The sequence below is a fragment of the Methylobacterium sp. CM6247 genome, assembly GCF_054817925.1.
In genome coordinates, this window is sequence record NZ_JBTXKX010000005.1 from 1 (window position 1) to 13097 (window position 13097).

Genomic DNA, 13097 nt, shown 5'->3' on the forward strand with positions numbered 1-13097 from the left:
AGGCTTCCCTGAAGACGCTCACTATCCTTCGAGCGGAGAGAGCCGGTCTCCGCCTGCGGGCGGAGGGGTGACAACGATAGCGAAGACTTTCACCGATCCTCTGATCCTCAGTCTCCAGCGGGCCCTCGACGAAGCCCAGCAGCGCCAAGATACACAGATCGCTGTGATTGCTTCCCTTGCCGGCCAGGAGAAGGAGCAGGCCGAGGCGCGGCAGGTGCTCCGTCTGATCGAGACGACCCTCCTTCAGGCCCAGCAGAGCCACGCCATCGTGAAATTCCTCGCGGAGCCCGAATGAACGGCCTCGCTGTCTCGGTCCTCGATTAGCGCGGCCCGGCAGTCCCGGCGAAACGCGACTTCCTCAGCGGTGAAGCGCTCATGCCGATAGGCTTCGTTTCGCTCACCCTTGGGAATGCCGCGCATCCGGCTTCCTTGTTTGAACATTGTTCAATACAATGTGTTTCCCGTATTGGTGGGCGTTCAAGACGAAGCATGACGACGAGGAAACCCGGCTTTCAACCTGGCAAGAGTGGCAACCCCGCCGGCCGCCCGAAAGGCAGCCGCAGCAAGTCAGCGCTGGCCCTGGAGGCCATCCTGGAGGGCGATGCCAAGAGCATCGTCCGGAAGGCCATCGAGCTCGCTACAGACGGCGACACGCAGGCTCTCCGGATGTGCCTGGATCGCCTCATGCCGGCCAGGAAGGACCGCCCGGTGCAGTTCGACCTCCCCGTGATCGAAACCACTGCTGACCTCCCCAAGGCCACGCATGCCCTGTTACAGGCCGTTGCCACCGGCGAGCTCACACCGTCCGAGGCCGCCGACATCTCGAAATCCGTCGATGCTCATGTCCGCGCCATCGAAGCGACCGACCTGCACGAGCGCCTTGCCCGCCTGGAGGAGATGACCCAGCCATGATCGCGAAAGTGATCGATCTGCGTCTCCGCAAGCTGGAAAAGGCGAGGAAGGCCAACCGCTTCGAGAACATGTCGGAGGAGCAGCTGAACGAGGAGATCAACCTCTACCTCGGCGAGGTTTGCGAGCCCTACGGCACCGTGAACGCCACGGCGGAGGCCCTGAAGGCGTCGTCCGACCGCCTGGACCAAGAGGTCGCCGGGCACCTCGAATGGTACATCGGCTATGTGGGCGAGGAGCGGGCTGCTGGGCGGATGGGGTGACGGACCAAGGTAGCGCCACGTCGCCAAAAGCCGGGCGACAGCTTCGGACGGCGTTCGGGACCTCTATTGGCGAGGGCGGGATGCCGGAGGCCGAATGATCCGCTCGGTATGTCACGGAGCATTGGCCGCACCAGCCCCAACGGCGCCGCCTGCTTCGGCCTTGGATGAGCGTACGCTAGGGGGCACCATTTGCTGTGTTGCGTCTGTCGACGTGGGCCAGACGCTGCTCAATCCAATCCTGAGCTTCATCAAGTGAGCCGAATGTAGGCGGGCATTGGTGGTCAACCGGGCCAAAGCCCGCTTCGAGAAACCACCGGCCCGCGTCCTCTTCGTGGTGTTCGCAAAGTTGAACAAGCACCGCCACGAGGAAGCCGTCCGCGAAGACTAGCTGACTTGCTGTGTCGTTGCTTCCTGTTCTGACTTGCACGGGTTGAAGCCGCAGGCTCATGCGGCACTCGGTTGGTTCAGGTGCAGGTAGTTGGGCGTGAAGCCCGCCAGTTGCTTAAGCTCGACCACATTAAGTATCCTCAGGGTCCCACCCTTTAGATCAATGAGGCCCTGGCGCCTGAGTTCCTGAAGCGACCGGTTCACATGCACGGGGGTGATACCTGTCGTATCAGCCAGCTCACTTTGCGTAATAGGCAACTCATAGCTGTCATCGATAGCCAGCCCGACAACCTGAAGGCGTGCCAGTAGCTCGGAAAATAGATGGGCCAGCCGTTCGATTGATGAACGCCGACCAACGTTCAGCAGCCATTCGCGCAAGGTAGCTTCGTCTACGAGGGTGCTCATGCGCATTGCACGGGCAACCTGGGGGTGGCTCTGCCCAATGCGTTCGAGCGTATCAGGATCGATCCACATCACCGTGCAGGCTGAGAAGGTGCCGATGCTATGGTCTGCCTTGTCCAAGTAGCCCCCATCGAGGTCGCCCATATCGCCCGGCACAAGGTAGGCTACGATCTGGCGAGTGCCGTCTCTGCGCTGCTTGTAGCGGTAGGCCATTCCTTCCAGGACCAGGAGAATGCCTCTAGGCTTATCTCCTTCACGGATGAGGTCAGTGCGAGCGGAGACTCTCTCCACCGGCCTGCTGATCCCTTCCAGCGCAGCGCGGTCGGATTCCGACAGAGGAGTGAAACCCTCCACCTTGCGGATGAGGGGTTCCAGTGCATCAAGGTTTGGGGTCATTCCGCTGATCGACGGTACGTGTGGAAGCTGCGTTTCTCGGCAAAGAACGGTCAAGTCGTGGAAAAGTGCCCGGTGAAGCCTGTGCCTGCGTCATCCAGGCAGCCACCTGCAATAGCGGTTGGTAGGATCGAACGTGACCCAGCCCGTGCCGGGCAGGTAGACCTTTGCCCGGTCGTGGGCGGACGGGCAGCCTATGGGCCACTGTTGCGACGGGACCAATAGGCGACGCAGACGCATCAAGCCTATCGGAAGCCATCGAAATGCGTAGGGTGTTGTTCAACGGCGCTCCGGCGGCGGCTGGCCGGGGCTTCCTCCCTGGGAGGGGGTTGCCTCCGCGAAAGCACCAGCGGCCCCCTGAGCTTCGGTGAGCCGCCAAGCGGAAGAGATCGCGTGAGCAGCTGCTACGCTCCGGCATAACCGCGTGTATGCGTGCCTTCACTACCGTCGGTTAGGATCGTGCCAATATGCGGCTCTGGCGTGCATCGATTTGATGGGCGATGAAGCGGCCAAACGGAGCGTGAACCTTGCTGCGGCGTCGCCGGGCGAACGTCCCATAGATGCACTCCAGCGCGAGGACACGTTCGCTCGGTGTGGAGCAGGATGCTTCTAGCGCATCGATCGCAGCCTCGACTTTTATGACTAATATGGAGTCGGTCATCTCGGAGGCGGTGTCGATCGCGCGGACGCAGATGCTGACTGGTCTCATCCGCACGGTATCGCACGTTCCTGCGGGTTCCCCTAAGCGAGAGACATTCGCGTGATCGCATGTGTGGAACACTTTTGACGTCTGCGTTCGACCTATAATACCGTAATCCGTGCGCACCTCCTTAGGGTATGGTCTGCCTGCTCTCGGACATGGCCGGAGAAAAATCAGTGCTGGAATGGCTTCGTCGAACCATGACCGGGCAGATCACCGGCGAAATGCACGAGATCGAGGAGCGTCTCTTGCGGCAGCTGCAACTTGTTGAAGGGCGGCTCGCTCAGAACGAACAAGTGCTCACTCGACATGGTCTTCAGATAGCAAGGGTCGAGGGGCGCATGTCAGTCCCAATCTCAAGTGTTCCAGCTTCGCTTAGGTGCGATCAGGGCGATGGCACAGATACTGGAGCGCAACGGCCGGGCTTCTGAACCAACCATGTCACCTTAGTCAGACGTCAGACCAAATCATCGCAAAATTCTTTTCGATTTAGTTTGACGTTCATTTGGAAGAGGATCATGGTCCGGACCAATCCAAAACTTTCTCTAAAGTATTGGATTATATAAAATACAATAAACATTTTATGAGAGCGTCCCCAATGTGTATTTCATCGGTCGGCGGGACGTTGCCCTAAACCGGTCGTGTCTTCGATGCCGGCTGCTTCAGTCCTTCGGAGGTTGTCATGGCCCGAACTATTTCCATATTTATCCTAGCGATCGTTGTGAGCGCTGCGGCAACACCAACGCTTGCTCGGACGATCTCTCAGAATTGGTCGGGTCGCGGACCCATCCTGCCGCCTCGCCCAGTCTTAGTGGACGACGATCTGACCACGGGATCCATTCGCCTCAGCCCGTACGGCAGCTTTGATCGGGCAGAGTCCTCACCCAGAGCCGTCAGTTCGGCCCAGGGGGGCAACTCGGAACAGACTGCTCAGCCCAATCCGAACTACGGCCAAAATTCCGGTGGGCCAGGGCTGTAGCTTCTGCCGTCTGGCTTGCAAAATCTTAGCATCAAGAGCGCCGAGTCTATCTATGGGGTGCCTTAGATTGAGCATGGGAGGCCCGATCGCCAGACGATTGTAATGTCGAACACACAATGTCTGCTACTGCAGATCTTTGTCTGTATGATTGGGCCTGAAAATGCTTACGGCGGGGCGAAAGTCTCGCTGTTTGTATTTTATTGGAGTAGCACTAATTCATCACTGCTATCGACTGGAGTAGGTCCATGACCCGCCTCGAAGCTAAACGCCTAGAGATCTCAGAGTTGATCGCGAACGAGCTGGGCTTCGATTACATTGACGGAATGGATGCGGCAGACCGTGACATGGTCGATCAGCAGACCGATGAGGCTATTGAGGGCTGTGATGAATATTTTGCATCCCCTGCTGACGGCGAGCATTCGAATATTCGCCTGAGACAGCTACTCAAGCAACATGTCGTGCTATCTAAAACGTACTTGGATAGAAATAATAAATAATACGTTGAAATCTGTATGGTGATATAACCTGTAGATCTGCGGCGGCGATCTCCAATATTGTCTAATTTTCTGCTTAAAATAGTCGAGAAATGCGAAGCCGGACCTGCACTGCGCGTCGAAGAGGTATCTTGGCATGGCGTCCTTCGCTCCTGCCCCCCTCCCGAGACGCTCAGGCTGTTGTTTTCCCTGTGGCCTCCTTGACCGAAGCTCGCCAAGTAGCCCGCTGTCACCCTGCTTGCTCGTTGTGGGGGTCCTCAGGCCGTCGCTATGTAGTCCTGCATGGCCTGCTGCTCGGCCTTCATGATTGGAAGGCAGCTTTTGACGACGTCGCCGATCGAGACGACGCCGACGAGCTTGCCATGCTCGCAGATGGGCATGTAGCGAAAACGGCCGTCCGTCATCAGCCTCATGATCTCTTTACTGGTGGTCTCGGGCTGACAGGTAGCCACCCTGTGAGTCATGTGGCTGGAAATCGGGGTGCTGAGTGCAGTGCTACCCTGGCGTGCCAAGGCGCGCATGATCTCCCGCTCTGAAATAATGCCGAATAGGGTCCCAGCCTCGTCGATGACGATTAGGGCGCCGATGCTCTTGTCAACCAGGAGATGGATGGCTTCAGCGAGGGTGCGCTCGGGCTGCACCGTGACGACGGGGGAGGGCTTCTCGGCAAGGATGTGAGCGACGGTCATGGATGTCCCTCCCTGGAGACACATATACGCGATTGGGCCCCCGCACCCCCATTGGCGACCAGCCAGGGCTGACCCGGCTCGTTCCGACCTATAACACGTAATGCGCAATCAGTCCGCGCGTCAAAGCTTGGTCCATTTCTGAGGACCTAATGGCCGTACGCAATTGTGTAAGCACGGGTTCGCGGTAGAAAATAATTATCGATGCGATTTGATATAAATCACCCACAGATTGCATTATGATAAGCAAAGTATTTTGTAGTTTTTACTCGTATGAGTTGCTAATTTATTTGACAAGGCCCAAGCCAAAATCGCGGTTCTGTTAAATTTCTTTCAGCCGTATCAACGTGGTCTGATACGCCGATCTGGCATGTCGCGTCCTGCGTTTTGATATGCTGATGGGAGGCGATGCCGTGAAGCCATCCGATGCCATCACGGCCCCCGGCGCATCGACGCCCGACCTTACATCCTGTGACCGCGAGCCGATCCATAACCTCGGGGCGGTCCAGCCGTTTGGCTTCCTCCTTGTGGTCTCAACCGACTGGATCGTCGTGCGGGCCTCCGAGAACGTTGAGGAGTGGCTGGGGCAACCGGCGGAGGCTCTGCTCGGCCGGCCTATCGTCGAGGTCTTCGAAGCTGAAGCCGTCCACCATATCCGCGGAAAGCTCCAGTCCCTCCGCGGGGCCGGTCAGGTCGAACGGATCTTCGGTCTCAACCTCCTAGAGGATGGCCCCCGCTTCGACGTCGCCCTTCACATCAGCGACGAGCGCATCGTCATTGAGGCCGAGCCGAGCGTCGTGGGTGGGGCCGATGCGGTCGACCTCGTGCGTACCCTCGTTGGGCGCCTCCAGCAGACGAGTGGGTTCGATGACCTATGTAAGGAGGCCGCCCGTCAGATGCGGGCGTTGACAGGCTTCGAGCGCGTGATGGTCTATCGCTTCGATCGCGACGGCGCGGGCGAGGTCATCGCAGAGGCTGCGCGTGCCGGTCTCGAACCCTATCTTGGCCTGCGCTACCCGGCCTCAGACATCCCCAAGCAAGCTCGGGCACTCTACGAGCGGAACTGGCTCCGCCTCATCGCTGACGTCGATGCCAAGCCGTCCGCCATCGTGCCCCAGCTCAATCCGGAGGGCCAGCCACTCGACCTGACGATGAGCGTGCTGCGTTCGGTCTCGCCCATTCATCTCGAATACCTGCACAACATGGGCGTGGCCGCCTCGCTGTCGGTCTCCATCCTTCGCGGCGGCAAGCTCTGGGGCCTGTTCGCCTGCCATCACTGCGTGCCGAACCATCTCTCCTTCGAACGGCGGAGCGGCATCGAACTGTTCGGGCAGATGTTCTCCTGGATCATGGAGAGCCGCGAGCGCGAGGTCGATATCGCCTACGAGGCTCGGGCGCGCGACGTGCACAATCGACTTATGAGCCTGCTCGCCCCCGACCGTACAGGCTTCGAAGGGCTCAAGGGCCTGCTCAATGAACTCCGGGGCATCGTCCAGTGCGACGGCATCGGGATGTCGGTCGAAGGCCAAGTCACCCTGAAAGGGGTCACCCCGACACAGGAGGAAATGGTCGGTGTTGTCCGGTACCTCAACCAGATCGCCTCGAGCCGTCCCTTCTCGACGAACGAGTTCGGGAAGCTGCATGCGCCGGCCTGGGACTTCGCCGACCGGGTGGCGGGGCTTCTCGTCATCCCGATCTCGCGGACGCCGCGGGACTACCTGATCTTCTTCCGGCGCGAGGTCGCCCGTACTGTCACCTGGGCCGGCAATCCGCACAAGGCGGTCACGGCGGGCCCCCATGGCTCGCGACTGAATCCGAGGACAAGCTTCGCGGCTTGGAGCGAGACTGTCCGTGGGCAATCGACCCCGTGGACCGACGCGGACCTGCGCATCGCCGAGTCCCTGCGCGTCACCCTGCTGGAGATGCTGCTGCGCCTGAACGACACCGCAGATAGGGAACGCAAGGGCGCGCAGGAGCACCAGGAACTCCTGATCGCCGAGTTGAACCACCGGGTGCGCAACATCCTCAATTTGATTCGCGCGCTGATGACCCAGAGTCGGTCCGAATTCGAGACGGTCGAGGATTTCACCAACGTGATCGGCGGCCGCATCCAGGCGCTCGCCAGGGCGCACGATCAGATCACCGCGACGAACTGGGGGCCCGGCTCGCTGCACGACCTCATCCATCTGGAGGCTGGTGCCTACCTCGGCGTGAAGGCGGGCCGGGTACGCATCGACGGAGGCGACGTGCTGCTCGAACCCCAGGCGTTCTCGACGATGGCCCTCGTCGTCCACGAGATGATGACGAACTCCGCCAAGTACGGCGCGCTCGCCGATAGCCGTGGCACGATCACCGTCGATCTGACCGTCGATGACGCACACCTCGTCCTCGACTGGAGCGAGATGGGGGGCCCGGCGGTCAAGGCTCCGACGCGTCGGGGCTTCGGGACCACGATCATCGAACGCTCGATTCCTTACGAACTGAAAGGCGAGGCCGAGATCCGATACGAGCTTACAGGTGTACGGGCCCGCTTCACCGTCCCGCTGCGCTTCGTCAGCCCCGCTCCGGTGGCAGAGGCTCGTTCGGTTGCTCCGGCGGATGACTGTCCCGCACCGCCGTGTGTCCTGTCCGGCGTAGTGCTTCTAGTCGAGGACAACATCATCATCGCCTTGGAAGGCGAGGAAATGTTGCTGCAACTCGGAGCGGAGGCGGTCGAGATGGCTTCATCCGTCAAGGAGGCGCTCCGCATCATCGCGGCAAGCCCCCCGGACTTCGCGGTGCTGGACGTCAACCTCGGCACCGAGACGAGCCTGCCCGTCGCGGAGCAGTTACAGGCGCTAAACGTACCCTTCGTGTTTGCCACCGGTTACGGTGAGAGCTTTGTCATCCCCCCGGCGTTGGGCTTCGTACCGGTGGTGAAGAAGCCCTTTGACGTCAAAGCCCTGCGGTCGGCGTTCTCGAACTGACACTCAAGAGACGGGAGCCAACGCAGCTCCATTCCTTGTAAGCCTGCGATTTCCTCGGCATCAGGTAGTGTCTCAGTTTAAAATGTATGATCGAACGGTTGAGCGTTCTGCTCCCACTCCGATTCCTCGCGCGAGATCTCCGGCTGGCGTATGCTTGGCGCCAAGCAGGGAGATGGCCAATGAAAAATCAGAGTGCGATAGACGCTCTTGCTCTACAGCATCAACGTCTGACCGGAATGCTTCGCAACTTGGACGGTGGGATCTGGTGGTCGTCAGACGCAGCGGCCGATCTCAATGCTGATAAAATTAAGGCTCAAGCGGATCTGATTGGCTTGGCTTTGGACGAACTGAGCGGCCTCATCAAAAAGAACAGTTCATAAACTGCAACTTTCATTTTCTATTTGTCTTGGGAATTTTATATTTACCAAATAGATTGAGCTTATCTTCATAGCTCATTAAGACTATACCACCACAAAACTGGCACTTATAAGAAAGTATTGGCTTAAAACTCTTCCCAAATCTTTGGTGGTTATTGCCGCAGAAACGGCAGGTGTGGGTCATAAGTACATCATTGAGTCCTGGAGAAAGCGACATGCAATATGCATTGCCTGATCTGGTCAAGAATGGATAGAGAAATTTTCATTCCATAAAAATGGAATTACAAAAACCGAACGGTTCAATCTAATTCAATGGCAGCTTTTACCTGATTCTCAAACACGGCAGTTGTCGTGACTGCTACGCGTGCCCGACTTCTAGCGAGACTGACGACACCCAAGTCACGTGCGGCGGTCTGTAAAGCCGTCCGCTGTTCTAGAGAGATTTTCAAATTGAGACACTCCTCAAACACCCTTCCAATACCAACGTCCGAAAAACGAGGATATTTCCGACATTGAACACTGGCTGAGTGCGTCCCCTAGCGATCCTTAGACCTCTCGATCAGGCCCCTGAACGTCACGGATACATGCCAACAGCTCGGGCAACTAACTGGTCGTCGTTAGACAGAGATTACGTCTTGTCCGGCTCGGTCGAGGGAGCGGCAATGGCGCCCACGCCGTGGCCCAGGCCCCTATGGGGCGGTACGCCGCTCGGCACTACGGGAGCGGCCGAAGGCTTGTCCCGCACCTGTACGAGGCCGGATTCCACCTCTTGGACGAGATCCGCAAACTTGTACGGCTTACGGAGCAAGCGCGTACCCGGCGGTAACTCGTTCTGAAGTTCAGCTCCGGCTCCTGAGGTGACAATGATGGCAACACTTGGCCAACGGTGGCGAACGAGGTAGGCGAGGGCAACACCATCGCCCACAATGCTGCGCCCCGTAATCAGCATGTGCACGGTGGCTGGTCCTTGAAGCACCGCCAATGCCTCGGTGGCGTCGCGGACCTCTATGACTTGATAATCAAGATCCTCCAGGATGTCGGCGATGGCCATACGGACGACCGGGTCGTTCTCTGCGATGAGGATAGCTAAAGGCCTGCTGTCAGACACAGACGTGCTCCGCGAAATCAGGGCGGGAGCGCTCGCTACTCTCAGGCACCGGCGGCCGGGACCGAGGCCAGTGATGGTTCCTTATGGGCCCATTATCTGCCGGGCGCGATGGCCCTGGGTTGTGGCAGCTCGCCACCCAAGGGGAGCCTCCCCCTCGTAAGGCCGCTTTCCACCCGAACAAGACGAACGTCCTATCAACGGATGTGTCAGATATTCGTTCGTTTTCCCGACATCGAGTGAGCGTGCTTCGTCAGCCGGTTAAAACGGCCCCGTTTCTGTCGGGAAAATATGACTGGTTTTCTATTGCCAGATAAACGTGCTTGAATCACTATCCCGACATGCTCGTCGGATATGCCCGCGTCTCCACCCTCGATCAAAACCTCGACCTTCAGCGTGATGCGCTGACCAAGGCCGGGTGCGAACGGCTGTTCGAGGAGAAGAAGTCGGGAAAGGCCGGTACCAAGCGGCCTGAGTTCGATGCGGCCCTCGCCTACCTCCGCCCGACCGACGTATTGGTGGTCTGGAAGCTCGATCGGCTCGGCCGCTCGCTCATCGAGATGATGCGCACGATCGACAGCCTCCGCACGAAGGAGATCCACTTTCGCAGCCTTACCGAGCAGTTTGATAGCGACACCGCTCATGGTCGCTTCGCCTTGCAGATGCACGGCGCCATGGCTGAGTACTTTCTCGACCTGAACCGTGAGCGCACGATGGAAGGGCTGAAGGCGGCCCTGGCCCGCGGCCGGAAGGGTGGCCGACCGAAAAAACTCACTGAGGCTGACATCGAGGTAGGTCGCGCCCTGCTGCAATCCGGTACGATCTCGATCGCCGCCATCGCCCAGCGCCTCGGGGTCAGCCGGGATACCTTCTACAGCTACTTCCCCCAAGCCCGGGCACGCAGCCAAGCTGCCGCTGTAGCCAGGGAGATCTGACCGCGATGCCGATCCGGCGCGAGCACCGCTTCTACTACCCGATCGACTGGCCGCAGCTCTCCGCCGTGATCCGCTTCCGGCGGGCGGGAGGCGCTTGTGAGGGATGCGGACGGCCGCACGGGCAGACGATCTACCATTTGAGCGATGGACGCTGGTGGGATGCCTCGACCGGCTGTTGGCGTGACGGAAGGGGGCACACTCTCCAAAGCCTCCCGAGCTTCGAGGACCTTGGACGCCTGCGCCCGACCAGGGTGGTGCTCGCGACCGCGCATCGCGATCACGACACCGGCAACAACACGGACAAGAACCTCGCGGCCTTCTGTCAGCGGTGCCACATGAACCATGACCGGCCGGAGCACCAACGTCGTCGATGGCGGACCCTTTTCCGGCGCAAGGCCTCCGGCGACCTGTTCCGAGGTTCGTACTAGCCAACGCCTTCGGCAGCCTGCCGCATGACGCGGAGCCACTCGCTTGACCCTTGATCCGTCGCTGCAGATGCGGTTGTACTGCACTCAGGGCGATATATGACATCCCTGGGTAATATATCATCTAATTCCGTTGCGTCTTTTTAGGACTTACTTTTGTAATATTTGCTTTTACAAATAGTTATGAGTTTAATATATTCAATAACGCGCAACATTGATGAAAGATTGCTCTTTGCTATGAAGAACAAGTATCCATGGGAAGATGGCCCTTTTACGCTCCTGCTGCGAGAGAGAATAGATAAGTTGTCTGCAACTAAGACTCAACGCGAAATCGCTGCGGATATTGGCTACAGCAAACCAAACATACTGTCGATGTATAAACGTGGCGAGGCAAAGGTGCCGCTTGAACGTTTGCCCGAATTTTCGCGAGCGTTGGGCGTAGATGTTGGTCTGATGCTTCGTCTTTGGCTAGAACAGACATGGCCAAATGACAAAAGCGAAATTTCAAGGATTGTTTCAGATCGCATAGTGACCGCGAATGAGCGCGCACTGTTGAAGCTAATTCGTACATACCTGGGTGAAGACGATCCCGAGATCAGCCTGGATCTGCTTGAACGGCTGCGCCGCGGTTTCGCTGAATAACGATCATTCGAAGCGGGAGCAGCCGCCGCGCTGCCTTGGACGCAACTCGCCCTGCTGGCGGAGGGCATGGACAGGCATGCCCTCCATGCGCAAGGACCGGTCTCTCATCTGCCTACACGTATAGCGCTCCCAGGCCGGACTCTCGTCCATCGCCTTTCGACGTTCAACGATCGCCTGCCGCTCTACCATCAAGCCGGTGCCAGCGACGACACAGCATTAAGGGAATCGTCATATTTGGAAAGCGCGAAAGCGCAGATGACCCCGTTTTGGAGCGACCGCTGATTTAATGACGGCCATCGACCGCATTCCCGCGTGCAGCCCGCTATAAATAACGGTGCTGGCAATCCCGCTATCACTCGAAGCAAGCAGGTACAACCTATGACCGTTAATCTCGTCGATTATGCACTCGCTGCTCACTACCGCGGAGGCCACGAAGGCGACCCATGCCGGATGCGGTGCGATGTTTGGGACCGTGAACGCCCAGGTAAGCCTACGCCGAAGACCTATATCAGTCTTGCTGATCAACAGCGCCTTATCGCGGTCTACCGCCTCCGGAAAAATGGACGCTTGTTCCGCATGAAGCGTTGGCCCGCTGCGATACGGCATGACTTTGATCCAGGACGCGAAGGCGCATCCCGCCTTTTGATCGAGCTGATGAAGTTGGCTTCATAGTAGACGGTCACTTCCGACCCTATCCACGTGATCCGCAACAACAAACAAGTAAAGGAAAAGGCTGTGGGGAGTGCAGTCCTGGTAGCCTCTCAGGAGATGTTGATGCAAGGTCAAGACGATACCGCTGACGCTCGCCCCGAGCAAGCACCAGCCGGTCCACGCTACGAAGAAGATCCTAGAACGGGCGGTTACGTCCTCGCCTCCATCATGGAGAAGCGGAGGGCGCGAAACCGTGCCCGCAACACGCCGACGCAGGCTCGCCTACGTGCCGAGAAGCGGGCCAAGGAAGAACAAGAGATTGCTGCGCTCTTGAGTACGATGGTACCAGTCGAGCTACCCTCGGAACTCCGCGAAGGCCATCGCCGCGATCTTCGCGCGCTGCAAGCATGGCTTGCGCTTGACGGTCCGCGTCAGCGTCAGCTTCGCAAGCACGCAAGCCGGATTAATGCCTGTCGCATCGCCCTTCAACGGGAACGCGCCATTCGCGACGGATCCGGGATCGAGCCCACGCCAGCCGATCTAGTGCGTGTAATGGCGAAAATCCTCAAGCGGGACGTAGACCGCCACGAGGCCCGAAAGGTTCTCAAGCAGGTGCTGAGTCTCGAGGATGAGGACGGCCCGTGGCCGGAGAGTGGTGACAGTGAGCGCGGCACCTTCTCGGGAGGCGACATTGATGACAGCGAGCGCGTCACCCTCTCAGAACCGGAACAAGTCATTGATAGAAAGGATGAAATACACCAAGCCGGGATGAATTGAAAGTAG

15 protein-coding genes are annotated in these 13097 nt (G+C 58.7%); 10 read left to right on the top strand and 5 right to left on the bottom strand.

Going from position 1 to position 13097, the window contains the following annotated elements; all coding sequences use genetic code 11:
* The 3 genes from ACYQOP_RS26740 to ACYQOP_RS26750 all read left to right on the top strand — a co-directional run.
* Window positions 1-295, top strand: a 295-nt coding sequence (locus ACYQOP_RS26740; RefSeq protein WP_461225568.1) for a hypothetical protein, incomplete at its 5' end; no start/stop codon positions are given.
* A gap of 194 nt (window positions 296-489) precedes the next feature.
* Window positions 490-912 (top strand): DUF5681 domain-containing protein, encoded by a 423-nt coding sequence (locus tag ACYQOP_RS26745; protein ID WP_461225570.1) that lies wholly within the window; start codon window positions 490-492, stop codon window positions 910-912.
* Window positions 909-1172 carry a hypothetical protein gene (locus ACYQOP_RS26750; protein ID WP_461225572.1) on the top strand — a complete coding sequence of 88 codons (264 nt, stop codon included), beginning with the start codon at window positions 909-911 and terminating at the stop codon, window positions 1170-1172. The genes ACYQOP_RS26745 and ACYQOP_RS26750 overlap by 4 nt, the downstream gene beginning before the upstream one ends.
* A 175-nt stretch (window positions 1173-1347) precedes the next feature.
* Here the strand turns inward: ACYQOP_RS26750 and ACYQOP_RS26755 are convergent, their stop codons facing one another.
* The 3 genes from ACYQOP_RS26755 to ACYQOP_RS26765 form a co-directional block, all read right to left on the bottom strand.
* Window positions 1348-1620, bottom strand: a complete 273-nt coding sequence (locus ACYQOP_RS26755; protein ID WP_461225574.1) for a hypothetical protein — start codon at window positions 1618-1620, stop codon at window positions 1348-1350.
* Window positions 1617-2357, bottom strand: a complete 741-nt coding sequence (locus ACYQOP_RS26760; protein WP_461225576.1) for a Crp/Fnr family transcriptional regulator — start codon at window positions 2355-2357, stop codon at window positions 1617-1619. The genes ACYQOP_RS26755 and ACYQOP_RS26760 overlap by 4 nt, the downstream gene beginning before the upstream one ends.
* An 870-nt stretch (window positions 2358-3227) precedes the next feature.
* Window positions 3228-3365, bottom strand: coding sequence for a hypothetical protein (locus ACYQOP_RS26765; protein WP_461225578.1), 138 nt, complete (start codon window positions 3363-3365; stop codon window positions 3228-3230).
* Between the two features lie 913 nt (window positions 3366-4278).
* Between ACYQOP_RS26765 and ACYQOP_RS26770 the strand changes: the two genes are divergently transcribed.
* Complete coding sequence (locus ACYQOP_RS26770) at window positions 4279-4530, top strand: hypothetical protein (protein ID WP_461225580.1); 252 nt, start codon at window positions 4279-4281, stop codon at window positions 4528-4530.
* 254 nt (window positions 4531-4784) lie between these two features.
* Here ACYQOP_RS26770 and ACYQOP_RS26775 read toward each other — a convergent pair whose 3' ends face one another.
* Window positions 4785-5216, bottom strand: coding sequence for a CBS domain-containing protein (locus tag ACYQOP_RS26775; protein WP_461225582.1), 432 nt, complete (start codon window positions 5214-5216; stop codon window positions 4785-4787).
* 410 nt (window positions 5217-5626) lie between these two features.
* Here ACYQOP_RS26775 and ACYQOP_RS26780 point away from each other — a divergent pair, with 410 nt between their 5' ends.
* Window positions 5627-8179 (top strand): HWE histidine kinase domain-containing protein, encoded by a 2553-nt coding sequence (locus tag ACYQOP_RS26780; protein ID WP_461225584.1) that lies wholly within the window; start codon window positions 5627-5629, stop codon window positions 8177-8179.
* 179 nt (window positions 8180-8358) lie between these two features.
* On the top strand, window positions 8359-8559 hold the full coding sequence (locus ACYQOP_RS26785; protein WP_461225586.1) for a hypothetical protein: 201 nt from the start codon (window positions 8359-8361) through the stop codon (window positions 8557-8559).
* Between the two features lie 625 nt (window positions 8560-9184).
* Here the strand turns inward: ACYQOP_RS26785 and ACYQOP_RS26790 are convergent.
* Window positions 9185-9664: a response regulator gene (locus tag ACYQOP_RS26790; RefSeq protein WP_461225588.1), complete on the bottom strand. Its 480-nt coding sequence runs from the start codon at window positions 9662-9664 to the stop codon at window positions 9185-9187.
* Window positions 9665-10002: 338 nt separating this feature from the next.
* Between ACYQOP_RS26790 and ACYQOP_RS26795 the strand changes: the two genes are divergently transcribed.
* The 4 genes from ACYQOP_RS26795 to ACYQOP_RS26810 all read left to right on the top strand — a co-directional run bounded on the left by ACYQOP_RS26795 (window position 10003) and on the right by ACYQOP_RS26810 (window position 13091).
* Window positions 10003-10596 (top strand): recombinase family protein, encoded by a 594-nt coding sequence (locus ACYQOP_RS26795; RefSeq protein WP_461225662.1) that lies wholly within the window; start codon window positions 10003-10005, stop codon window positions 10594-10596.
* 5 nt (window positions 10597-10601) lie between these two features.
* A complete protein-coding gene (locus tag ACYQOP_RS26800; RefSeq protein WP_461225590.1) occupies window positions 10602-11024 on the top strand; it encodes a hypothetical protein in 423 nt (140 codons plus the stop codon).
* Window positions 11025-11258: 234 nt separating this feature from the next.
* Window positions 11259-11663, top strand: coding sequence for a hypothetical protein (locus tag ACYQOP_RS26805; RefSeq protein ID WP_461225592.1), 405 nt, complete (start codon window positions 11259-11261; stop codon window positions 11661-11663).
* 699 nt (window positions 11664-12362) lie between these two features.
* On the top strand, window positions 12363-13091 hold the full coding sequence (locus ACYQOP_RS26810; RefSeq protein WP_461225594.1) for a hypothetical protein: 729 nt from the start codon (window positions 12363-12365) through the stop codon (window positions 13089-13091).
* The last annotated feature ends 6 nt before the right edge of the window (window positions 13092-13097 follow it).

What these genes read in the sequence shown, in the direction of transcription:
- ACYQOP_RS26760 (WP_461225576.1), bottom strand. Translation starts at nt 2,357, where the DNA reads ATGACCCCAAACCTTGATGCACTGGAACCCCTCATCCGCAAGGTGGAG.
- ACYQOP_RS26800 (WP_461225590.1), top strand. Translation starts at nt 10,602, where the DNA reads ATGCCGATCCGGCGCGAGCACCGCTTCTACTACCCGATCGACTGGCCG.
- ACYQOP_RS26770 (WP_461225580.1), top strand. Translation starts at nt 4,279, where the DNA reads ATGACCCGCCTCGAAGCTAAACGCCTAGAGATCTCAGAGTTGATCGCG.
- ACYQOP_RS26805 (WP_461225592.1), top strand. Translation starts at nt 11,259, where the DNA reads ATGAAGAACAAGTATCCATGGGAAGATGGCCCTTTTACGCTCCTGCTG.
- ACYQOP_RS26775 (WP_461225582.1), bottom strand. Translation starts at nt 5,216, where the DNA reads ATGACCGTCGCTCACATCCTTGCCGAGAAGCCCTCCCCCGTCGTCACG.
- ACYQOP_RS26795 (WP_461225662.1), top strand. Translation starts at nt 10,003, where the DNA reads ATGCTCGTCGGATATGCCCGCGTCTCCACCCTCGATCAAAACCTCGAC.
- ACYQOP_RS26750 (WP_461225572.1), top strand. Translation starts at nt 909, where the DNA reads ATGATCGCGAAAGTGATCGATCTGCGTCTCCGCAAGCTGGAAAAGGCG.
- ACYQOP_RS26755 (WP_461225574.1), bottom strand. Translation starts at nt 1,620, where the DNA reads ATGAGCCTGCGGCTTCAACCCGTGCAAGTCAGAACAGGAAGCAACGAC.
- ACYQOP_RS26745 (WP_461225570.1), top strand. Translation starts at nt 490, where the DNA reads ATGACGACGAGGAAACCCGGCTTTCAACCTGGCAAGAGTGGCAACCCC.
- ACYQOP_RS26785 (WP_461225586.1), top strand. Translation starts at nt 8,359, where the DNA reads ATGAAAAATCAGAGTGCGATAGACGCTCTTGCTCTACAGCATCAACGT.
- ACYQOP_RS26765 (WP_461225578.1), bottom strand. Translation starts at nt 3,365, where the DNA reads ATGTCGAGTGAGCACTTGTTCGTTCTGAGCGAGCCGCCCTTCAACAAG.